The sequence below is a fragment of the Psychrobacter sp. 16-MNA-CIBAN-0192 genome (assembly GCF_040309565.1).
Classification (GTDB): domain Bacteria; phylum Pseudomonadota; class Gammaproteobacteria; order Pseudomonadales; family Moraxellaceae; genus Psychrobacter.
The window spans coordinates 32,380-56,076 of sequence record NZ_JBEOOX010000014.1; the positions used below are offsets into that span (position 1 = coordinate 32,380).

Sequence of the window (23,697 nt, forward strand, 5' to 3'; positions counted from 1 at the left end):
CAGTCTCGTTATGACAAATCAGTTATGATTAATGAAGGAAGACATCATTCATGGTCACGGTAGTTGAAAATACAGATCCTAAGATCAAGCCTGTACCAGCGGTTATTCAAGAGCTGGAAGCTAAGTATGCCGGCAAATTTGTCGTCCAGCAGACTGTCGATGAGATTCCGACTGTTTGGGTGGCGCGTGCGGATGTGTTAGACGTACTGATGTACTTGCGTACCTTGCCAAAGCCTTATGTCATGCTATTTGACCTATCAGCAATGGATGAGCGCTTGCGTCAGCACCGCGCGGGTATGCCTGCCAGTGACTTTACGGTGTTTTATCATTTAATGTCGCTTGAGCGTAATAGTGATGTGCGTATTAAAGTAGCACTTAGTGAAGATGACCTAAATATACCCAGCGCGACCAAAATTTGGCCCAATGCCAATTGGTACGAGCGTGAAGTATGGGATATGTTCGGTATTGTCTTTAGTGGACATCCGCATTTGACTCGTATTTTGCTGCCTAAATACTGGGAAGGGCATCCGCTGCGTAAAGAGTATCATGCGCGCGCGACCGAATTTACTCCTTACTTCTTGAATACTGCTAAGCAGCAGTACGAGCAGGAAAACTTACGTTTTGTCCCTGAAGAATGGGGCATGAAACGCTCAGGACGTGATGAGGACTTTATGTTCTTGAATATCGGTCCAAACCATCCCTCTGCGCATGGTGCTTTTAGATTGGTATTGCAGTTAGATGGTGAGGAAGTGGTCGATTGTATTCCTGACATCGGTTATCACCACCGCGGTGCGGAGAAAATGGCAGAGCGCCAAACGTGGCATTCATATATTCCCTATACCGATCGGATTGATTATCTCGGTGGGGTTATGAATGAGCTGCCGTATATCATGTCAGTTGAAAAGCTTGCTGGCATTACGATTCCGCCTCGTGCCGAAACCATTCGCGTTATGATGAGTGAGTTTTTCCGTATTACCAATAACTTGCTGTTCGTCGGTACTTTTATTCAAGATGCTGGTGGTATGACGCCCGTCTTTTATATGTTTACCGATCGACAAAAAGCTTATGATGTGATTGAAGCGGTAACGGGATACCGTATGCATCCAGCATGGTTCCGTATTGGTGGTACCGCGCATGATTTACCGCGCGGCTGGCAGCGTTTGGTGCGCGAGTTTTTAGATTGGATGCCAAAGCGTTTGGATGAGTATGTTAAAGCAGCGCTACAAAACAGTGTACTAAAAGGTCGTACGCAAGGCGTGGCACAATATAATGCCAAGCAAGCACTGGCTTGGGGCGTGACTGGTGCAGGTTTGCGTGCTACTGGTGTTGATTTTGATTTACGTAAAGCACGCCCATATATGGGCTATGAGAATTACGATTTTGAGATTCCAGTTGGCTATAACGGTGATGCTTATGACCGTTGTATGGTGAAAGTAGAAGAGATGCGCCAGTCGCTACGTATTATCCGTCAGTGTATGGATAATATGCCGCAAGGTCCTTATAAAGCCGATCATCCACTTGCCGTACCGCCACCAAAAGATCGGACTTTAAATGATATTGAAACGCTAATTAACCATTTCCTTTCGGTTTCTTGGGGTCCTGTGATGCCAGCGGGCGAATGTACTACGATAGTTGAAGCGACCAAAGGGCTTAATAGCTACTATATTACTTCAGACCGCTCAACCATGAGCTATCGTACCCGTATTCGCACACCGACATTTGCTCATATTCAGCAAATGCCGTCGGTTATTAATGGCTCATTGGTATCAGATGCCATTATGTATCTGGCTTCTATTGATATTGTGATGGCAGATTGTGATCGTTAGGTTTTATTTATTGTTGATAAAACTAAATTATTTCATAGGTTAGCGCCAACTGGCACACCAAATCGCAGCAACTGTATATTAATGACAGCACAAGCGGCGTGATGAGTGAGGAAAGATAAAAGATTATGAAAATTGTTACCGATAAAGCGCCAAGAGTAGATGTGGCCAGCATCCTAACGGCTGATGAGATTGCAGCGATTCATGAGTTTATGCATCATTATCCTCATGCGCGCGCGGCTTCTCTCGATTCATTAAAAATTGTGCAAAAGCGCAACGGTTGGGTGAATGATGCCCAAGTCAATGCCATTGCGAATATATTGGATGTTCCAGTAACCGATATGGATGGTGTTGCGACTTTCTTTAATCGCATTTATCGTCAGCCAGTGGGTCGTCATGTGATTTTGATTTGTGATTCAGTGGCGTGCTACTTAACTGGTTATGAAGCCTTATCAACCGCTTTGCGTACCGAGTTGGGTATTGATTATGGTCAAACCACAGCCGATGGTCGTTTTACGCTATTGCCGATTTGCTGTTTAGGTAACTGCGATAAAGGGCCTGCAGTGCTGATTGACGAAGATACCTATGGTCCTGTTCAGCCTGATGAAGTTACTCAATTGTTGGAGCTATACGCATGAGATTAACCATTTCAGAGCAGATTGCTCTTCGCAACCAAGGTAAGGCGCCAAGTCAGTTAAACAATCAGCGTATTGCAATTTACGGTGATAAGGCAACGGCAACCAGTGAAACCAAGCCTTTGACGTGGCGTTTAGCACATCATGATGCCGTATTGGATTTAGCCACTTATGAGTCTTTACGTGGTTTTGAAGCGCTTAAAATGGCTTTAAATAACCCACCAGAAGCCACTTTAGCCACTATTAAAGAAGCGGTCGTTAAGGGTCGTGGTGGTGCAGGTTTCCCAGCGGGTATTAAATGGTCATTAATGGCACCGCCAGATGGTGGACCACGTTATTTAGTGTGTAATGCGGATGAGATGGAGCCGGGTACTTTTAAAGACCGTCTGCTTATGGAGCGTTTGCCGCTTCAGCTTATCGAAGGGATGCTGATATCTGCCTATGCTATTGGCGCAAATGCAGGTTATATCTTTATTCGTGGCGAGTATATTTTAGCAGCAGAACGTTTGAATACCGCGATTGAAGAGTTACGCGCCAACAATCTGGTTGGTGATAATATTTTAGGCACAGATTTTAGTTTTGATTTGCACGTGCATACTGGTGCAGGTCGTTATATTTGTGGTGAAGAAACCGCACTTATTAACTGTCTCGAAGGTCGCCGCGCTAATCCTCGTACTAAACCACCATTTCCACAAGTGGCAGGTGCATGGGGTCGTCCGACTGTTGTGAATAACGTTGAAACCTTACATAACGTGTCCGCTATTATTTTGCATGGTAGCAAGTGGTATCAAGACTTACCAAAAGCCAAGGGCGTGGTTGAAACACCGGGTACGAAATTGTTTGGCTGTTCAGGTTTGGTCAATGACCCCGGTCTTTGGGAATTGCCCTTTGGTTATACGGCACGTGAGATTATTGAAGATTTTGCTGGCGGTATGCAAGAAGGTAAAAAGCTAAAAGCATGGTTACCGGGCGGTGCATCTACTGACTTTTTGACTGCTGATCATTTAGATACGGTTGTTGATTTTGATACCATTCAAAAAGCTGGTAGTCGGATGGGTACCGGGCTGATTATGGTCGTTGATGAAGAACAAGATATGGTGCCATTGCTCCGTAATCTTGAGATTTTCTTCCAACGTGAATCATGTGGCTTTTGTACCCCATGCCGTGACGGTTTACCGTGGGGTGTGAAGTTACTCACTGCGATTAACGATGGTGAAGGTCAAGTGGGCGATGTTGAAAAGCTTGAAGGCTTAACCCGTGACTTGTGGATTGGTAAAACATTCTGCGCCCATGCGCCTGGTGCTATGGAACCGCTAATGAGTGCAATTAAATATTTCCGTCCTGAGTTTGATCAAAAAATTGCGCAGGCGGTTGGTGAAGATGTTATTGATGCTGCAGCCAGTCAACAGCTAGACGCGAAATAAGGAGAGCGGCATGGCAGTCATACATATTGATGGAACCACTGTCGAAGTAGATAGCGCGGACAACTTGCTACAGGCATGCTTGTCGCTCGGCATTGATGTCCCCTATTTTTGTTATCATCCTGCTTTAGGCTCGGTAGGCTCGTGTCGTCAGTGCGCGGTCAAGCAGTATATGACTAAAGAAGATATGGAAGCGGGTCGCGGTCGCTTAGTCATGTCATGCATGGTAGCGCCAAGCAATGATATGTATATCTCGGTCACCGATGACGAAGCCAAAGCGTTCCGTAAGTCAATGGTTGAGCTACTAATGACCAACCACCCGCATGACTGTCCAACCTGTGAAGAGGGTGGGCATTGTCATTTGCAAGATATGACGTATATGTCAGGTCACAGTCGTCGCCGCTATCGCTTTACCAAGCGTACGCATCATAATCAAGAGCTTGGTCCGTTTATCGCGCATGAGATGAACCGCTGTATTGCTTGTTATCGTTGTGTCCGTTTCTATAAAGACTATGCAGGCGGTGAAGATTTAGGCGTCTATGGCTCTAACAATCGCGTGTATTTTGGTCGTGATAAAGATGGTCAGTTTGAAAGTGAGTTTTCTGGCAACTTAACGGAAGTGTGCCCAACCGGCGTATTTACGGATAAAACGCATTCGGATCGTTATAACCGTAAATGGGACATGCAGTATGCGCCAAGTATCTGTCATGGTTGCTCTGCGGGCTGTAATATATCAGCTGGTGAGCGTTATGGCGAACTGCGCCGTATCGAAAACCGCTATAACGGTGAGGTTAATCGTTACTTCTTATGTGACCGTGGTCGCTTTGGTTATGGCTACGTCAACCGTGAAGATCGTCCAACTCAAGCGCTTGAGCGTACTAATAATACGCTGCTTGAAGTTAGCGTGGATCATGCCCTTGATGAGACAGTTAAACGCTTACAAGATAAAAAAATTATTGGTATTGGCTCGGCACGCGCTAGTTTAGAGACTAATTTTGCGCTTAAAAATCTGGTTGGTTTTGATAACTTCTCAACCGGTATGAGCCATCAGCAACAAGCATTGGTTAATAAATGTATTGAAGTATTAAGTACAGAAGGTATTTATAATCCAGGCATGACGGATATTGAAAGTCATGATGCGGTATTGATTTTGGGTGAAGATATTACCCAAACATCATCACGAGTAGCATTGTCAGTACGTCAGGCAGCAAAAAATGAAGCGTTTAAAATGGCAGCGGCCGTACAAACGCAGCCTTGGTTAGCAGAGCCTGTACAACGTATTGCGCAAGGTGCTCTCAGCCCAGTATATGTCATTGATGTGACACAAACCAAACTTGATGATATTAGTAAAGTTAGCGTGGTGGCAACGCCTGAAGATATTACTAAGCTTGGCTTTAAAGTCGCTAGTGAGATTTCCAACTTAGCAGATAATTTTGCAAAAATTGACGCGCCTAATACAGAACAAAGTGCAGATGCTGATCCGATGCAAGCGCTTGCCCAGCAAATTGCTTACGACTTGATTAAAGCCGATAAGCCGTTGGTTGTATCAGGCAGCAGTTTGTCTTCGATTGCGTTAATAGAAGCCGCAGCGCAAATCACACAAGCGTTGACGCAAAAACGCAGCGCGATTAAAGCCACTGAATATGCATATATTGAAGCGCATAATGCAAAAGTTCGTGTTGCAGAAGAGCAGGCCCAAGAACAAGAAAAGCCAGTTGATGATCAAGAGCTTGCTGCGAAGCCGAATAAACCTTCAGCAAGTAGCAATACTGAAACCCAAGACAATGTTGAGCGTACGCCAGCAACGCCGTTGGAACTAAAGCATGAAAATACTAATTACCATGCCCAAGCAGGTATTTATCTAGTAGTAACCGATGCCAATAGTATTGGTGTGTGTTTGCTTGGTGGTCAATCAGTTGAAGAATTATTAGCGACTGATTTTGATGTGGTTATCGTGGCTGAAAATCAACTCACTGACGTACTTGATGCTGAAAAGCTTGCCCAGTTGTTGGCTGATAAGACAGTGATTGCCTTGGATCATCAATTATTAGATTGGCATAAAGCTGCCGATATCGTATTGCCAGCTGCAAGCTTTGCTGAAGCAGACGGTACGTTAGTATCGGCTGAAGGTCGTGCTCAGCGCTTTTTTCAAGTTTATGACAATACCTATTATCATCCGCTAAGTAATATTAAAGAAGGCTGGCGCTGGTTACATGCTTTGCATAGCAGTTTACTCGGTAAAGCGGTCGACTGGACACAACTTGATGACGTGATTAATGCCTTAATAGCCACGCATCCAAAACTTGTTGGTATTAAAGCAGCAGCACCTGATGCTGATTACCGTATTAGTGGTTTAAAAATTGCGCGTGAGCCACGCCGTTATTCAGGTCGTACGGCAATGCGCGCACCAATTTCTGTACATGAGCCGATGCAGCCAAAAGATTTGGATACCGGCTTAACCTTCTCAATGGAAGGTTATAGCGGTACGCAAACGCCAAGCTCAATGATTCCTTTCGCCCAATCAGCCGGTTGGAATTCGCCACAAGCGTGGAATAAATATCAAGATAAAGTCGGCGGTAGCTTGAAAAATGGTGATCCGGGCGTTCGCTTATTTGATCAGCTAGAGCGATTAGCAGCACGTCAATATGTGGCACCTGATATTGCGTCAATCACCACTGACATTCAGTTAGGTCAAGCCAAGCTTGTGCCAGTATATAATATTTATGCCAGTTCAATAATGGCATCGCGTAGTCCAGTCGTCGCAGGGCAATTACCCGTTGCTGCATGGCAAATCGGTCGTGATGATGCCAGTGCTTGGGACGTTGCTCAAGGCGATTACTTAGCGATTGAAATTGATAAACAGCACATCACCTTACCTGTGCAATTAGTGCACTATCTAGCAGAAGGCTGTATTGGCTATCCGGTCGGGCAGGTGACTATGATTCATCCCTCTATGCTGGCATCCGTACGTAAAGTTGCTGCACCACTCGCTGCTGTATCGTTATCTGGCGCTATGGCAAGTGATAGCGCCTTATTAACCACTGATAAAGCAGAGCCTGTAATACCAATACCGACAACCATACAAGAGGTTTAATATGTCATTTACCCGTATTATCCCTGAAGCGCCAAGCTTTTTAGCTGGTATGATGACTGCTGAAACGTGGTCCATCCTATTTATGGTTGTACAGTCTTTGGTCATCTTTTTAGTAGTGGTGATAGTCGCTGCGTTGATGATTGTCTATGAGCGCCGTATGCTGGCGCTATGGCAAGACCGTTATGGTCCTAATCGCGTGGGTCCTTTTGGCTCGTTGCAGCTGGTTGCTGATATGCTGAAAATCTTCTTTAAAGAAGATTGGACACCAAATTTTACTGATAAGTTTATTTTTGTGCTGGCACCTGCGGTTGCTATGTTTACCGCATTGGCATCCTTTGCCATTATTCCGATTTCACCAACGCTTGGCGTGGCAGATTGGGATATCGGTATATTGTTCTTCTTTGCCATGGCAGGGATAGCGGTTTACGCAGTGATGTTTGGTGGCTGGGCTTCAGCAAATAAGTTTTCGCTATTAGGTGGTCTACGTTCTGCCGCACAAACCATCAGTTATGAGGTCTTTTTAGGCTTATCGTTGATGGGTGTGGTTGCTTTGACGGGTTCATTTAACCTACGTTCGATTGTTGAAGCACAAGCTAATGGTTGGTATATTATTCCACAGTTTTTTGGGTTTTTGACCTTTGTCGTGGCTGGTGTTGCCGTTACCCATAGACATCCGTTTGACCAACCAGAAGCTGAGCAAGAACTAGCCGAAGGTTATCATGTCGAATATTCAGGTATGAAGTTTGGTATGTTCTTTATCGGCGAATATGTCAACGTGGTATTGATTTCAGCGTTAATGACTTGTCTGTTCTTTGGTGGCTGGCTTGCGCCTTTTAATTTAAATATTCCATTTGTACCGCCAGCTTTTTGGTTCATGATTAAAACGCTATTTTTTATGACCATGTTTATTTTGGCTCGTGGCTCGCTCATGCGTCCACGCTATGATCAGGTGATGAACTTTGGCTGGAAAGTATGTTTACCAGTAACCTTGATTAATTTATTGGTTACTGCCGCAGTCATTTTGATTTTCTCTCCAACGCTGTAAGCCCGCGGATGATCTAGAGTAATGCTGATAAGGATAATAATCCCATGTTTACGACCATAAAAAAGACTGTCATTGGTATATTTACCATTGTCCGCAGCATGTGGATGGTCAACAGTCACGCGCTACGTCCGCGCGATACCATCTTATATCCTGAAGTGCCAGTTCCAGTTCCGCCGCGGTTTCGGGGGCGTATCATTTTGTCTCGTGACCCGGATGGAGATGAGCGCTGCGTCGCCTGTAATCTGTGTGCTGTTGCTTGCCCGGTAGGATGCATCTCATTGCAAAAAGCAGAACGTGAAGATGGGCGTTGGTACCCTGAGTTTTTCCGCATTAACTTCTCGCGTTGTATCTTTTGTGGTATGTGTGAGGAGGCGTGTCCTACGACCGCTATTCAGATGACCCCCGATTTTGAGATGGGCGAATATGTGCGTCAGGACTTGGTCTACGAAAAAGAACATTTGCTTATTTCAGGACCGGGTAAGTATCCTGATTATAACTATTATCGTGTATCCGGAATGGCGGTGGCAGATAAACCTAAAGGCGCGGCGCAAAATGAGTCGGCACCTATTGATCTAAGGAGCTTACTGCCATAATGACTATTTTAAATAATCCTGATTTGGTGGGGTTTTATGCGCTTGGAGCGGTGGCTATTTTTGCCAGTCTGCGCGTCGTCATCCATGCAAATCCTGTTCATGCTATTTTATCGATGATTGTGTCGTTATTAGCCGTTGCGGGTATTTTGTTTATATTAGGTGCGCCTTTTGCAGGTGCGCTTGAGATTGTAGTGTATGCAGGTGCTATTTTAGTATTGTTCGTGTTTGTGATTATGATGCTCAACTTAGGAATGGCGAACGAGTCGCGAGAAGAGCGCTGGTTAGATGCTAGAACTTGGGCAGTACCAACAGGGTTAACGATTGTTATTGCTGTAGTACTTTATGCGCTGATTGGTATCAATCATGATGAGGCAGCAGTCATTGGCGGTGTGACAGTCTCTGCTAAAGTGGTCGGCACGGCATTATTTAGTAAATATATGATGTTGGTTGAAGTAGCAGCATTGTTATTATTAGCAGCATTGGTTGCAGCGTATCACTTAGGTAAAGAATCTCTTAATGATGAGATCATTGCTGATAATGAGCTGGATATTGATAGACGTGGCGGTAATGTTAAAAACTACCTTCACAACACCACGATGGATATCAATGCCAATCATGTTGCCGATACAGCAGATGTAATGCCTGAATCTTACGAATATAAAGATGTTGACCCTCATGACTATGTTAGTGCTGTCAGTACGCAGATAGATACTCAGGCAAGCAGACGTAAGGAGTCGGACCGATGGTATTAGCTGTAAGTGTGGCACAAGAGGTGTCAAATGTACCGTTTGCCCATGAAGTGGCAGGCTTAGTACAGCCAGCGGTTGCGGCACAAAATATGCTTGGCACGATACCCATGAGCCATGGATTAATTTTGGCAGGTATTTTATTTGCGATTGGTCTATGTGGTGTGATGGTACGGCGTAACTTCTTATTTATGCTAATGAGCCTTGAGATCATGATGAATGCGGCAGCGCTGGCATTTGTAATTGCAGGTAGTCGCTGGGTGGACCCTGATGGACAAATTATGTTCATCTTTATCTTAACCCTAGCCGCCGCTGAAGCATCTATTGGTTTGGCAATATTATTACAGTTTTATCATAAGCGTGGGCATCTTGATGTCGATAGCGCCAATGAGATGAAAGGATGATGTCATGAATTTATTACCATTAACCTTTATCTTCCCGCTCATTGGCTTTTTGATTCTAGCCTTTATGCGAGATCGATTGTCCCAAAAGGTAGCCGCCGTGGTCGGTGTCGGCAGCATGCTATTGTCAGCATTGTGCGCACTGGTGGTCAGTTTTACATTTTTAACCAGCTATCCTGCCGGAGCAGTGGTCGAGATGCCGTTATGGACTTGGCTACAAGTCGGTGATTTTGCACCCAGTTTCGGTCTCAGTTTTGATGGCTTAGCGTTGACTATGACTGGTGTGATTACTGGTATTGGCTTTTTGATTCACCTGTTTGCCGCCTGGTATATGGACGGTGAAGAGGGCTTTGGGCGCTTTTTCAGTTATATGAATTTATTCGTTGCCAGTATGTTGTTATTGGTATTGGGCGATAATTTATTATTACTATATCTTGGCTGGGAAGGTGTAGGTATTTGTTCTTACTTGCTGATTGGTTTTTATTTCCAAGACCGCGCCAACGGTCGTGCGGCAATGAAAGCCTTTACCGTAACGCGCGTCGGTGATGTATTTTTAGCGTTCGGGCTGTTCTTATTATTCCGCGAATTTGGTACCTTAAACATTCAAGAGATTATTACCCGTGCGCCTGAGGTGTTCGATGTTAATAATCCAGTGATGATTTTAACCACAATGATGCTGGTTGGTGGGGCGATGGGTAAGTCGGCTCAGTTGCCACTACATACCTGGCTTGCCGATGCAATGGCAGGTCCAACTCCAGTATCGGCATTGATTCACGCGGCAACCATGGTAACCGCAGGGGTGTATTTAATTGCCCGTATGCATCCGCTATTCTTATTGACTCCGGGTGTACTGCTGTATTGGGTTGGCGCTGTAGGTGCTTTAACCTTAGTTGTTGCTGGATTCTGTGCACTGGTACAAACTGATATCAAGCGTATTCTTGCCTATTCAACGATGAGTCAAATTGGCTATATGTTCTTGGCACTGGGTGTTGGCGCTTGGCAAGGGGCAATCTTCCACTTAATGAGCCATGCTTTCTTTAAAGCCTTATTATTCTTAGCGTCAGGTGCGGTGATACTAGCCGTACATCATGAACAAGATATCTTTAAGATGGGCGGCTTACGTAAAAAGATTCCATTGGTATTCTGGTGTTATATCGTTGGTGGTGGCGCGCTGGCAGCAATACCCTTTGTCACCGTTGGCTTTTATTCAAAAGAAGCGATTCTTTGGGAAGCCTATGCCACGGGTCATCAGTTCTTATTTTACATGGGTGTGTTTGGTGCCTTCTTAACCGCGTTATATACTTTCCGTATGATTTGGATTATCTTTTTTGGTGAAGAAAAAACCCATGCGCACAAGCTATCAGGTATCTCTTACTGGTTACCACTTAGCGTATTACTAGTATTATCAACGGCTGTAGGCGCATTTATTACGCCACCGCTACAAGGCGTGTTGCCAGAGAGCGCTGGGCATTTATTAGAATTGGCGAATCAGGCACATGACAAGCATACGGCTGAATTTATCGCAATGGGAGCAATGCTTGCGGGCTTAATTATTGCCGCCTTATTATATGCGGTGGATAAAGGTCGTATATTGACCAGATTTAAGCATACACGTATTGGCGCTGCGCTATATCACTGGTGCTATCATGGTATGGGCTTCGATGCGCTATACGATATTGTGTTTGTAAAACCCTTTTTATTCATTGGCCGCTTATTCAAAGCCGATCCTATTGATAAGTCGTGGAATATATTGCCAATGCTGGCATCAGCGGGTAATAAAGCCTTGTCTGCAACGCAAACAGGGTCACTTCGAGGCTATGCCACAAGCTTTGGCTTGGGCGTCGCTGTATTGTTGGTGCTGGTAATGATGACGGTGGTATAAGATGATAGAGTTACAACAAACGTGGATGCTACCAGCATTAATCGCTGTGCCGTTTATAGCCGGTCTGCTGTGCTGGTTGGTTGAGCGGGTTAATAAACGCTTGCCACGCTGGATTGCGTTAATTGGTATGATAATCACCTTTGGTCTGTCAGTAGTGTTATGGCAGCAAGGCGATTTTTCTGGTATGAGTACTCAGGTTATTGCGCCAGATGCGTCAGTACCTTGGGTTGCAGAATTTAGCGTGCCTTGGATACCTAGCTTTGGTATCAGCTTTCACTTAGCAATGGATGGTTTATCATTATTGATGGTAGGTCTAACTGGATTGCTGGGTGTGGCTGCCGTTGCCTGTTCGTGGAACGAGATTCAACGCCGTGTTGGGTTCTTCCATCTCAATCTATTGTGGAGTTTGGGCGGCGTTATCGGCGTATTTTTAGCCATTGATATGTTCTTATTCTTCTTCTTTTGGGAGATGATGCTGGTTCCGATTTACTTCCTGATTGCTCTTTGGGGTCATGATGTACCGGGCAAGACCAAAGAGTATGCGGCAACTAAATTCTTCCTTTATACCCAAGCGTCTGGGCTTATCATGCTCATCGGTATTTTAATTTTGGTAATTATTAATTATGCCTACCGTGGTACGGTAAGCTTTAATTATAATGACTTGCTCGGTACGCCTCTTGGCGGCTGGGAATATCCGATTATGCTATGCTTCTTTATTGGCTTCGCTGTTAAGTTGCCGATTATCCCGTTTCATGGTTGGTTGCCAGATGCGCATGCGCAAGCCCCAACAGCAGGTTCAGTGGATTTGGCAGGGGTATTGATTAAGACCGCTGCTTATGGCTTGATTCGTTTTGTATTGCCATTATTTCCAGCAGCATCACAAGAGTTTGCACCGATTGCCATGACCTTAGGTACCATTGGTATCTTCTACGGCGCATGGCTGGCATTTATGCAGACTGACATGAAGCGTCTGCTAGCATATACTAGTATTTCGCACATGGGCTTTGTAGTATTAGCCATTTACGCTGGTACATTACTCAGTTTGCAAGGTTTGATGATTCAGATGCTGGCACATGGGTTAAGTTCAGCAGCACTGTTCATTATGGCAGGTCAGCTTTATGAGCGTCTGCATACCCGCGATTTAACTCTAATGGGCGGTATGTGGGGACAGTTCCGTTATTATGCACCGATATTGATGTTCTTTTGTGCTGCATTGCTAGGTATACCGGGTACGGGGAACTTTATCGGTGAGTTTATGATTCTGCTTGGCTCTTTTGCTCAGTATCCGGTGTTTGTGGTATTGGCAACACTCAGCTTGGTATTAGCAGGGTTGTATTCACTGATTTTGATTCACCGCGCGCTATTTGGGGCGAATAATATCAAAGAAGTGGCGTTACATGAAACCAAGTCACATGGTCTACCTGAGCGTAATTTAAAGGATTTGGGCAAGCGTGAGTTGTCATTGCTTATTTTACTAGCGATGGGTTTGGTATGGCTTGGACTTTATCCGCAGCCGTTCCTTGATACCTCAAGTCATGCGATGCAGTGGATAAATAATGCATATGTTTATAGTCAAGTCACCCAAGTCGATGCGTCGCAGTTACTTGATGCAATGGAGGCACGTTAAGTCATGAATGAATTTACGATGAATGATTTGATGGGGCTTATGCCTTATGCGCCAATCATTGCGGTAGTGATTACCTCGCTGATTGTGATGATCGCCATTACTATCAAACGCTCGCATGTGGTTACGGGAACGATTACCGTAGTTGGTCTTAACGTAGGTCTATTTATCTTGCTGGCGCAAATTGGTGGGGTTCTTACCACAGGGTCAGCGTTGCCACAAGCAGAGCATTTATTTGTTATAGATAATTTTGCCCAGTTTAATATGGTGGTTATTTTTATCTGTGCGCTGGCGTGTTGTACGCTATCGTACGCCTACTTATTGAATTTAAAAGACAATAAAGATGAGCTGTATTTGCTTATGCTGCTATCTACCGTCGGCGCCTTACTGATGGTTTGTTCGCAGCATATGGCATCATTCTTTATGAGTTTAGAGCTATTGTCTGTTCCATTATATGGTTTATTGTCTTATACCTTTTTACGCAATAAGTCGCTTGAGTCGGGGCTAAAATATCTGGTATTGTCGGCTACCGCATCAGCAACCTTGCTTATGGGTATGGCGTTTATTTATGCCCAAGTGGGCTCATTAAGCTTTAAGCAGATCAGCTTGCAGATGGCGGATATGTTCGATTCACCACTATTAATCGTGGGCGCGGCAATGATGATGTTTGGTATTGCCTTTAAATTATCTGCAGCACCTTTTCATGCCTGGACACCGGATGTTTACGAAGGCGCACCTGCACCTATTGCCACTTACTTAGCGTCAGTGAGTAAAGTGGCCATGATGGCATTAGCAATCCGCTTTCTTATTGATACAGCGCTATTAGCTTTACCATCAGTACAGATGTTGATTATGGTCATGGCGACCTTATCTATTCTTGTTGGTAACATATTAGCGGTACGCCAGACCAATCTGAAGCGCTTACTTGGTTATTCTTCTATTGCCCATATGGGTTATGTGATGGTAGTCATTGTTAGCATTGGTAGCGCAGCCGATAGCATCTCAAGCATGTATATGGCGATTTATGCCTTTACATCCATTGGCGCGTTCGGTGTGGTCACGTTGATGTCGAGCCCTTATCGCCTAAGCGGTGAAGCTGAAGAGCTGGTTCATTATCAAGGGCTGTTTTGGCGTCGTCCGGTATTAACCGCAGTACTCACCATTATGTTGCTGTCATTAGCTGGTATTCCGCTGACTGCAGGCTTTATTACTAAGCTGTTTGCGATATTAGCAGCGGTGCAAGGCACTAACTGGTTCTTAGCAGCAATGATTATTTTGGGCAGTGGTATTGGTTTGTTCTATTATCTACGCGTGCTGTTAACGCTATTTAAACGTCCAAAAGAATTTATTGAGTTTGACGTTTCTGGACAATGGGGCGTGCGTATGGGCGGATTGATGGTTATTGGGGTCACGGCAGTGGTTCTTATCCTTGGTATCCTGCCAAACAGTCTAATTGTTTGGTCAAGTATGGCTCGTATTTGGCAATAGCAACGTATTAATAATTCATTCTGAATAATTGCTCTCATTGAGCGGTTACGGATAGAAAACCAAGATGCGCCACGTTTATGATAAACTTGGCGCATGTTTTTTTGTATGACTTGCTAAATTCTTAACATCTAATAATCAATAAAAAACATCAATAACCGATAAGCGATTTAGTACTATGAGTGACAATATTCAAGCAGTGAGGGTACTTAGTAAGACTACTTGGACGCCGAATCTTTTTAGTTTTACTGTGACACGTCCAACAAGTTTTAAATTTACAGCAGGGCAGTTTGTACGCTTGGGTGTCAATCCCAGTCGGCTGAAATATCATTTGAGCCAAGATGAACAAGTTCTAGTGCAAGTACCTGATGAAGATATCTTTCGGGCTTATTCTATTGTTTCATCCCCATTTGACGAGGTGCTAGAGTTCTTTTCTATTGTCATTGCAGATGGTGCTTTTACATCGCAATTGCAGCATCTGCAAGTAGGTGATGGGCTATTGCTTAATACAATGCCATTTGGATTTTTGACGCTTGCTCGCTATCAGCAGCCGTTACCTAAAGATTTATGGTTACTAGCAACGGGCACCGGATTAGCACCCTTTTTATCGATGTTACAAGATTTGCAAACGTGGCAAGATTATGAGCATATCGTATTGGCGTACAGTGCGCGCACGGCTGATGAGCTGGCCTATGTAGATAAGATTAACCAGTTACAAGACGATTTTGGCTCATTAGTAGACAACCCGGCACGTTTGATTTTTGTGCCCATTGTCACAAGGGAATCGGTAGATGGTGCGTTAGGCGCGCGTTTGCCTAAGTTGCTACTAGAAGGGTCGCTGCAACAACAAGCTGGTATTGCGCTGGAGATAGATAGTACCCATGTGATGGTATGTGGTAATCCAGAAATGGTAGATGATACCAAAGAGGCATTAAAAACCCTTGGCTTAGTAATGAATCGTCGCGGCGAGGGTAATATTGCCGTAGAAAACTATTGGTAAATAGGTTTTATAGCCGCAACTTATCGAATCAAAAGTAGAATGGCGGCTATATATTTATCAAGAGATGAGACTCAAGCCTTTTTGATTTGGATTGATTGTCTTTAGTCTTTATTGCTTATTCCTGACTGGGTTCGGTAGCATCACCGAGAGGATTGATAGGACCTTTCATCAGTTCTGGCTCGTTGCTGTCGTCATCATCAATGATGTTTTCACCGCCACTTGTGCCCAATAAATCGCGATAGTTAATCTGGGTTTTTAGAATAAGCTGTTCTTCTTCAACCTCACCATAATTGATTTGCACTTTATGCAGCGTACTCATGATTTTTTGGTTCTTTTTTAGCCAGCGATGAATGTCTAGATAAATAATATCTTCTTTGGCACGGGCAATATTGATATAAGTGAGAATAACGCCCAACGGGTCTTTTTTAAGCACGCTATGATAGAACCAAATCGCCAGCTTGATACCTTGTCTTTTGGCAAAGGAGTCACAGCGTAAATTGAGCACATCGGTGTAGGTTAATTGCCCAAAGACGAAGCGCTGAACATTGCGATCAAGCTGAGCATGCACCAGTTTAAAGTTACTGGCAACTTCGACGTAGATGCCAGCGACGTTAATCGTACAATACAGCCGAAACCATTGCTCATGCAGCTCAACACGTAGCTCTAAAATGGCGTTAACATTATCAGTGACAAATTTTTGTAGCGCATCATTGACGTATTTTTGTGCAACAGGTATCCGGATTTCATCATCAAGTTTATCGGTGGTTTTGTTATATAGATTTTTTATCGCTTGAGTTAAGCTGTTCCAGCCGTCGCTAAAGGATTCATTAAAGCGCTGATCTAACGTATCCGTAAAATTATCGAAGCTGTCAAAATTGTTAGCGCTATTAGAGCTACCAGATTTATCAAAACTCTCAAAGTTACTCAAAATTATTATCCTTATAAGTATTTATTATAGAAAAAGGTGCGCTGATATCAACCGTAAGTTGGTGATTGTATTTATAAGCGGCAGTGTAAGATGGGCAATAAAAAGAGTATATAGTAAAAGCTAAGAGCGCAAAACTGATGGGCGCGTATTGTAGCAAATAACCTAAACAACGCGCTGATACGCCAATAAGTTTCGGCGGATAATAATAAATTTATAGAACAAAGTAGACTTATAAAACATAACGTATTGACAACCCATTTATAAAAAAGACAGTACAACGAGTTATTATGGAATTTTTAGGATTTACCCTTGATTTGGCAACACTCACCGAAAATGGCTTGAGCTTATTATTTAAAGTCATTATTGCGTTGCTTATTTTCGTATTTGGGCGCTGGCTGGCTCACAGAGTGGTCAATTTTGCCAATCGATTGATGGTGCGTAGCCGTATAGAACATACAGCCGCAAACTTTTTAAGTCGATTATTATACGGCATATTATTGGTCATCATTGTTCTTGCCGCACTGAATAAGGTTGGCGTACATACGACATCAGTGGTTGCGATTTTGGGCGGTGCTGCCGTTGCAATAGGACTGTCATTAAAGGATCAGCTGTCAAATTTTGCAGCGGGTATTATGATTGTAACTTTTCGCCCCTTTGTACGGGGTGACTATGTGCAGATTAAGGAATTTACGGGCACGATTAAAGAGATTACCTTAGTTAATACCCATATGACGACGGTGAATAATCACGATATCATTATTCCGAACAGCAGTATTACTACCTCAGCGGTTATCAACTATACGACGCTGCCCAATCGCCGCGTCGATATTACCATTGGTATTGGCTATGATGCCGATATAAAAACCGCAAAAAATATCCTATTGGAATTGGCGAATAGCAATGCCATGTCACTTAGTGAGCCTGCGCCCATTGTTCGGGTAACCAATTTGGGCGATAACTCCGTTGATTTGACCCTCAATGTTTGGACCACCAATGATGACTGGTGGAGTATGCAGTGTGATTTGCTTGAGCAGTTTAAATATGCATTGGACGATAATAAAATTGATATGCCCTTTCCGCAGCGCAGTGTTCATGTTAAAGGGTTAGAGCAACTGGTGAATAAAGAGCAAACGCCCAAGCCGCCGCTGAATATTTTGCATAAAGAAAAGTGATAAACATAATTAAAAAACTAGAGTTAGAAAAGTGAGCGGGATTAAAGGTAAGGATTAGGCAAGTTTAATTGCGCTAAAATATCAATCTCAAAACTTTCCATTTCATCCTGCTCAACTTGCCCAAGCTCATGATCAAAGCCCAGTAAATGCAGAATACCATGTACTAATAAATGGCTAATATGCTGCTCAATGGCTTTGTCTTGCTCAGCGGCTTCACGTATAACGACTTCATGACAAATAATGAGCTCACCCAGTGGTAATGTCGGCATCAACTCAATAATACTTGCTGGCATCTCGCTTGGATACGATAAAATATTGGTCGCATAATCTTTGCCACGCGCCTCTAGATTGAGCTCTCGCCCTTCCACAGTATCAGTGATATAAATATCTAAGCCTTTTACTTTTTTCGCCCATACTGCTGTATCAATATCCGCAAAGTAGGGCAGGACAAGACCCTTATTCATGCGCTCAGTCACATAGCCTAACGTTGCGACCAATACAGAATAGAGCTTTTCTTCTGCATAAAAACTGTTAATCAGCTCGGCATCGATACTATCGGTAGCACTAATTGAAATCTCACATGAGTCTGAGTTGCTAGTATTTGAGTTATTAATGCTTGAATTAATACTGTCTGAATTATCCGTATCGGTATTATTCATATGATAATCTTCATTATTAGAGTGGTTCATTATTATACTCGTTGCTAATGTCGTTTATTTATTAAAATAAATGCAAAAAAACCGGACATTATATCCGGTTTTTTTGCATTTAGAAGTTTAAGATAAAAATTTTAACAGTATGCGCTATAACTTAGCAGCGGCATTCGCTATTGCCTGTTTATGCTCTTGCTCAGCCAGTCGCTCTTGTTTGCGCCTCTCTTTAAGTACTTCTTCTTTTTCATCAAAGACATCATAGGCTTCAACAATTTTTTGTACCAATTGATGGCGTACCACATCTTTTGAGTCAAATTTAGTAATACGAATTTCTTCAATATCACTCAAAATCTCCATTGCTTGCGCCAATCCTGACTTGGTGCCGCGTGGCAAGTCGACCTGCGTAATATCCCCTGTAATCACAGCGCGTGAGCCAAAGCCTAGGCGGGTTAAGAACATTTTCATTTGTTCAGGAGTGGTATTTTGCGCCTCATCCAAAATCACAAATGAGTTATTTAGCGTACGCCCACGCATATAAGCGAGTGGTGCAATCTCAATTTCTTGGCGCTCAATCATTTTGCCGACTTTATCAAAGCCTATCATCTCATATAGCGCATCATATAATGGGCGCAAATAAGGGTCGATTTTTTGGGTCAAATCACCGGGTAAAAAGCCCAGTTTTTCGCCTGCTTCAACCGCTGGACGTACCAGCAAAATACGCTCAATTTCGTTGCGCTCAATCATATCAACCGCGCAGGCAACCGCGAGATAGGTTTTACCTGTACCAGCAGGACCAATACCAAAGGACACGTCAGAGGACAAAATATCTTTGACATAACGTTGCTGATTGCCACCGCGTGGGATGATTTTTCCTTTACGGGTACGGAGACTGACAGGGGTAAAGTCATTGGGCGCATCTAAATCATCTTCATTGCTTATGTCAGTAGTTGGCAAATCGTCATCGATATCCTGATCACGTGCAAGGCTTGATTGAATAATCAGGTGCAGCTCTTCTGGACTGATGTTTTTTGAATTTTGCGCTTCATCGACCAGTTTATATAAAATCAGTTCACCGCGCTCAACGCCACTGATATCACCACTTAAGGTAAAGTCCCCTTGGCGCTGGTTAATTTTAATGTCGAGACGCTCTTGTAGATATTTTAAGTTGTTGTTGTATTCCCCAAGCACTGTTTTTAGCTGGGCTGGAGTCAAAAATTCGATTTTTACGTGGCGGCTCATTGTGTCAGTCAAGCGATTATCCTTTTATTAAAGGCCCCATGTCATTGATAGTAAGTATTGTTTGATAAATGACACGCTTAGTGGGCTGAATAGAGAGGGTGTTTGGTGCGCTATTATTAAGTTTAAAAATATTAAGTTCAAAAAGTTATTAAATTTAAAAGGTTATTAAGTTTAAAAGCTAATGTGTCCAAAGGTGTATAAATGTGTTTTTTACATAGAAACAAAAGCTTTAACGACATTCATAGTAGGTTGGAATGAATAATGACAAAGAGATAAGCACTTACTTTATTATGGTTGATAGATTTTAAATTTCAAGCCATTGCTGCGCTGGATAGGGCGGTTTTTGTATGTCGATTGCAACCACTTGGCAACCTGACCTGACCTTGATTTCTAATCGTTGCTGGTTATACCCGTCAGTATAGGGAGTGGACAATAATTTGTGGTAATCTGTTGAGTCATTATTGGCAATTTAAGCAGTCATTTCCTCAATATCAAATCCATACGCATAAAAATATAAGCGAATAAACCGTTGTAGGCGGTTATAAATGGCGTCATAAAAACGCATTAAGCCACGCATCATAGGAAACATAAGATGATAAATATCGCATCAAATGCAGCAAGTGATCAGCAGTCTTCTAATCAATCAATATCTACTCATGCAGCAGCGCTCACGGAGCAACATGTACTTATTGTTGGTGGTGGTCATGTGGGTTTGTCCTTTGCGCTACTGTTGGCACATCATGGCATTGCCAGCACTATACTGGAAAAAAACAGCTATCCGACGCTTAGCCCCCATGATGATGAGACACGCAGTCATTATTTAGACAGTCGTAATACCGCGTTATCACGGCGCACAGTGCAGATTTATCAAGAGATTGGTTTGTGGTCAGAATTGCAAAGCCATGCTTGCCGCATTGATGCCGTACAAATTAGCGAGCAGGGTAGTTTTGGGCGTGCGCAGTTGAATAAAGCAGATGAGCAAGTCGAGTCCTTTGGGCAAGTGATGGAAAATGCATGGCTGGGACGCAAACTATTATTAGCCGCGCAAAATGAGACGCTGATTACGATTATCGATCATGCCAATGTTACTGCAGTTGAACAACAAGTGACTGGGGTCAAACTGCGCTTTAATTATTATAATGAAGAAGAGCATGAGCAAGAATTGCAGGCAAGTCTCTTGGTTGCTTGTGATGGTCGCGATTCTACCGTGCGTCAGCTGCTTGATATCGGTACAACAACTTATGATTATCAGCAAACGGCGATTGTCGGTGTGGTGCAAACCGATAAACCACATGAGCATAGTGCGATTGAGCGTTTTAGCCCCGCGGGACCTTTAGCGGTATTACCATTGACCGATCCAGAAGGTAATGGCAATGATGAGTATCAACAAGGTTATAGACGCTCCGTGGTTTGGGTGTGTCCGACAGGCGAAGAAACGCAGTATTTAGAAAATGATACGCTGTTTTTACAAACTTTACAGCAGGCATTCGGGCAACGCGCAGGCACGTTTATTAAAGCGGGTCGTCGTGGCGCGTATCCATTAACGCGTGTATTGGCAGACAAGCAAGTGCAAGGACGCTGCGTCATTATGGGCAATGCAGCGCACACTTTGCATCCGGTTGCCGGTCAAGGCTTTAACCTATGTATGCGTGATGCCCATGTCCTTGCACAAATGATAAGTACGCAAGTGCTAAAAGGTGCTGATATTGGTAACCCAACCCTATTAAAGCGCTATGAGAAATCACGGCAATCCGATCAAAAACGCGTGATTCGTTTTTGTGATGCCGTCGTGCATGGTTTTACCCATCCCAATCCAGCCATTAAGCTGGCACGTAATGTTGCATTATTGGCTTTTGATAAATTACCCAATATTAAACCGCTGGTTGCTAATTATGCGATGGGCTTAAAATCTTAGGGCTTATCTAATCATTAAGGTTTTAAAAACAACTAAAAATTTAGAATGAGTAGATTTAATAACTGTTTACTGTGTGCCCTAAAATATTTGATTAACAAAGGATAACTCATGCAAAATAACCATACGCTAATTATTGGTGGCGGTATTGTTGGCGCAAGTTTGGCGCTAAAACTGGCACAAGCCAAGCTGCCCGTAACCTTAATTGATGCCCATCCCAAACGCAGCGAAAAGGATTGGGCAGATAAATTGCAGCAACGTGATGCACGAGTATATGCCCTAAGTCTAGCCAGCCTAAAGCTCCTCGAAAATATCGGCGCATGGCAAAAAATTGCCGCATCAGGGCGCAAAGCTGACTATACCCAAATGCAAGTATGGCAGCGCGATGGTATAGGCGAGCTATTATTTGGTGAGAATGATGGCAAAGATAACCGCATGTCTGAATTACTCGGCAGTATGGTAGAGCCTGCTGTTATTGAATACGCATTATGGCAAGGTTTGCAAGACGCTTCTGTCAGTGAATATCTAACTGTTATTGCTGGGCAAAAAGTAATACAAATGGATTGGCAAGGCAGTCAGTTTGGCTACCGTGTCACTTTGGATGACAGCACGGTTATAGACGCAAAATTGTTGGTGGGCGCGGATGGGCGTGGCTCATTTGTTCGTCAGCAAGCAGGCATTGGACTTGATACCTTAGATTATAAGCAAACTGCCATTTGCTGTGCTATTCAAACCGCCAAACCACATCGAGCGACTGCCCGCCAAGCCATGTTGCCAACTGGCACGCTGGCATTATTACCGCTTGCCGATATTACCGATGAGGATAAATTCAATCCGCAGCACTGGCAATCTATCGTTTGGACGTTGCCGCGCAATCAAGCTTTGAATTATTTAACCGAATCACCACGATTTATCGCTGATAAATTGGCAGCTGCCAGCAGTTATGAGTTGGGTGCTATCAGCCAGATTGAATCGATTGCCAGCTTTCAATTAACCGCACAGCAAGCAAACAGCTATATCGCGGATAATCTGGTATTGATTGGTGACGCGGCTCATGGCGTGCATCCATTAGCTGGGCAAGGGCTGAATTTGGGGTTGCTCGATGTGCAAGTATTAAGCGATCAGCTATTGTATGACTTTGCTCGTAGTGGCGCTACGCTTTGGGGTGCCAATCAAACCTTACGACTGTATGAGCGTCTACGTCGTCCGCATAATAGTCTGATGATGCATAGCTTTTCAGCGTTGAACTGGTTGTTCGCTGGCGAGCTAGCACAACTGCGTCCTATCCAACAAATCCGTAATGAAGGTATGTATCGGGTGAGTAAGATTAAACCATTAATGCGCCTGTTTACTAAAAAGGCGAGTGGGGTTTAATTAAATAAGGAGTCTGTCATGAAATCAACACTATGTTTAGCAATTCCTATTATTTGCAGCGCTTTAGCGTTATCGGCGTGTCAGACTACTGTCCAAAATCCGTTGATAATAAATGAGAATATTGTGGCTACGTCAACCTTACTTATTGCTATGGATAGCGACGGTGATGGCGTATCTAATGAGTTAGACCAGTGCCCAGCTACGCCATATAACGTAGTTGTAGATGACAGAGGCTGTCCTTTTACGATGCCTGGGGTAGGTCTAAAAATGGAGTATCGCGCCTTTTTTGATAAAGACAGCAGCGAGCTGCTGCCGAAGTATCAAGCTGATCTGGATAACGTCGGCGTAAAAATGCAAGAGTATAAAACCGCTACCATACTGATTGAAGGTCATAATTCAAGAACTGAAGTCGATAGCGCCTCTATAGACAATGTTAACGCTTTAGCGCAAGACAGAGCGAATAAGGTAAAAAATTATTTAATATTGAAATACAACATCGCCCCTGAGCGCATCACGGCAACTGAGTATGGCGCAAGAAGACCGATTACGTCATCTGATAGTGAAGAAGGGAACATGTTAAACCGGCGCGTTTATGCGATTGCGTCTGAACCTCAGGAATAAAAAACAGCTTTATTATCCAGTGAATTCAAGGTTATTCATCAAATCCAAA

At 43.7% G+C, this 23,697-nt stretch carries 19 protein-coding genes; 16 read left to right on the forward strand and 3 right to left on the reverse strand.

From position 1 onward, the window contains the following. The first annotated feature begins 50 nt into the window (after positions 1-50). The 12 genes from nuoC to AAEY78_RS10670 all read left to right on the forward strand — a co-directional run bounded on the left by nuoC (position 51) and on the right by AAEY78_RS10670 (position 15,749). Positions 51-1,826 carry an NADH-quinone oxidoreductase subunit C/D gene (gene nuoC, locus AAEY78_RS10615; RefSeq protein ID WP_352339312.1) on the forward strand — a complete coding sequence of 592 codons (1,776 nt, stop codon included), beginning with the start codon at positions 51-53 and terminating at the stop codon, positions 1,824-1,826. A 125-nt stretch (positions 1,827-1,951) separates the two neighbouring features. Next, positions 1,952-2,461, forward strand: coding sequence for an NADH-quinone oxidoreductase subunit NuoE (gene nuoE, locus AAEY78_RS10620; protein WP_182407361.1), 510 nt, complete (start codon positions 1,952-1,954; stop codon positions 2,459-2,461). After that, positions 2,458-3,882 (forward strand): NADH-quinone oxidoreductase subunit NuoF, encoded by a 1,425-nt coding sequence (gene nuoF / locus AAEY78_RS10625; RefSeq protein ID WP_352339313.1) that lies wholly within the window; start codon positions 2,458-2,460, stop codon positions 3,880-3,882. Before nuoE ends, nuoF begins: the two co-directional genes overlap by 4 nt. A 10-nt stretch (positions 3,883-3,892) precedes the next feature. Beyond that, on the forward strand, positions 3,893-6,973 hold the full coding sequence (nuoG, locus tag AAEY78_RS10630) for an NADH-quinone oxidoreductase subunit NuoG (protein ID WP_352339314.1): 3,081 nt from the start codon (positions 3,893-3,895) through the stop codon (positions 6,971-6,973). Between the two features lie 49 nt (positions 6,974-7,022). Further along, positions 7,023-8,018, forward strand: coding sequence for an NADH-quinone oxidoreductase subunit NuoH (gene nuoH / locus AAEY78_RS10635; RefSeq protein ID WP_502943746.1), 996 nt, complete (start codon positions 7,023-7,025; stop codon positions 8,016-8,018). 44 nt (positions 8,019-8,062) lie between these two features. Then, on the forward strand, positions 8,063-8,611 hold the full coding sequence (gene nuoI / locus AAEY78_RS10640) for an NADH-quinone oxidoreductase subunit NuoI (protein WP_182407365.1): 549 nt from the start codon (positions 8,063-8,065) through the stop codon (positions 8,609-8,611). Beyond that, positions 8,608-9,363: an NADH-quinone oxidoreductase subunit J gene (gene nuoJ / locus AAEY78_RS10645; RefSeq protein WP_502943747.1), complete on the forward strand. Its 756-nt coding sequence runs from the start codon at positions 8,608-8,610 to the stop codon at positions 9,361-9,363. Before nuoI ends, nuoJ begins: the two co-directional genes overlap by 4 nt. An 86-nt stretch (positions 9,364-9,449) precedes the next feature. After that, positions 9,450-9,761 (forward strand): NADH-quinone oxidoreductase subunit NuoK, encoded by a 312-nt coding sequence (gene nuoK, locus AAEY78_RS10650; RefSeq protein ID WP_182407388.1) that lies wholly within the window; start codon positions 9,450-9,452, stop codon positions 9,759-9,761. A gap of 4 nt (positions 9,762-9,765) precedes the next feature. Continuing rightward, on the forward strand, positions 9,766-11,640 hold the full coding sequence (gene nuoL / locus AAEY78_RS10655; protein ID WP_182407367.1) for an NADH-quinone oxidoreductase subunit L: 1,875 nt from the start codon (positions 9,766-9,768) through the stop codon (positions 11,638-11,640). Position 11,641: 1 nt separating this feature from the next. Continuing rightward, entirely contained in the window at positions 11,642-13,267 is a 1,626-nt protein-coding gene (nuoM, locus tag AAEY78_RS10660; RefSeq protein ID WP_352339317.1) for an NADH-quinone oxidoreductase subunit M, read from the forward strand. A 3-nt stretch (positions 13,268-13,270) separates the two neighbouring features. After that, on the forward strand, positions 13,271-14,752 hold the full coding sequence (locus AAEY78_RS10665) for an NADH-quinone oxidoreductase subunit N (protein ID WP_352339318.1): 1,482 nt from the start codon (positions 13,271-13,273) through the stop codon (positions 14,750-14,752). Between the two features lie 175 nt (positions 14,753-14,927). Then, a complete protein-coding gene (locus tag AAEY78_RS10670) occupies positions 14,928-15,749 on the forward strand; it encodes a ferredoxin--NADP reductase (protein ID WP_352339319.1) in 822 nt (273 codons plus the stop codon). 115 nt (positions 15,750-15,864) lie between these two features. Here AAEY78_RS10670 and AAEY78_RS10675 read toward each other — a convergent pair whose 3' ends face one another. Continuing rightward, on the reverse strand, positions 15,865-16,677 hold the full coding sequence (locus AAEY78_RS10675; RefSeq protein ID WP_352339320.1) for a hypothetical protein: 813 nt from the start codon (positions 16,675-16,677) through the stop codon (positions 15,865-15,867). A gap of 287 nt (positions 16,678-16,964) precedes the next feature. Between AAEY78_RS10675 and AAEY78_RS10680 the strand changes: the two genes are divergently transcribed. Further along, the gene (locus AAEY78_RS10680; RefSeq protein WP_352339321.1) at positions 16,965-17,849 is read left to right on the forward strand and encodes a mechanosensitive ion channel family protein; all 885 of its coding nucleotides are present in this window, start codon (positions 16,965-16,967) and stop codon (positions 17,847-17,849) included. Between the two features lie 41 nt (positions 17,850-17,890). On the opposite strand, the gene ybeY is transcribed toward AAEY78_RS10680, so the two are convergent. Further along, the gene (gene ybeY, locus AAEY78_RS10685; RefSeq protein WP_352339322.1) at positions 17,891-18,538 is read right to left on the reverse strand and encodes an rRNA maturation RNase YbeY; all 648 of its coding nucleotides are present in this window, start codon (positions 18,536-18,538) and stop codon (positions 17,891-17,893) included. Between the two features lie 114 nt (positions 18,539-18,652). Then, positions 18,653-19,741 (reverse strand): PhoH family protein, encoded by a 1,089-nt coding sequence (locus AAEY78_RS10690; protein ID WP_352339342.1) that lies wholly within the window; start codon positions 19,739-19,741, stop codon positions 18,653-18,655. 592 nt (positions 19,742-20,333) lie between these two features. On the opposite strand from AAEY78_RS10690, the gene AAEY78_RS10695 reads away from it, so the two are divergent. The 3 genes from AAEY78_RS10695 to AAEY78_RS10705 all read left to right on the forward strand — a co-directional run bounded on the left by AAEY78_RS10695 (position 20,334) and on the right by AAEY78_RS10705 (position 23,648). Continuing rightward, entirely contained in the window at positions 20,334-21,656 is a 1,323-nt protein-coding gene (locus tag AAEY78_RS10695) for an FAD-dependent monooxygenase (protein ID WP_352339323.1), read from the forward strand. Positions 21,657-21,764: 108 nt separating this feature from the next. After that, complete coding sequence (locus AAEY78_RS10700; protein ID WP_352339324.1) at positions 21,765-23,027, forward strand: FAD-dependent oxidoreductase; 1,263 nt, start codon at positions 21,765-21,767, stop codon at positions 23,025-23,027. A gap of 18 nt (positions 23,028-23,045) precedes the next feature. Continuing rightward, positions 23,046-23,648 carry an OmpA family protein gene (locus AAEY78_RS10705; protein WP_352339325.1) on the forward strand — a complete coding sequence of 201 codons (603 nt, stop codon included), beginning with the start codon at positions 23,046-23,048 and terminating at the stop codon, positions 23,646-23,648. The last annotated feature ends 49 nt before the right edge of the window (positions 23,649-23,697 follow it).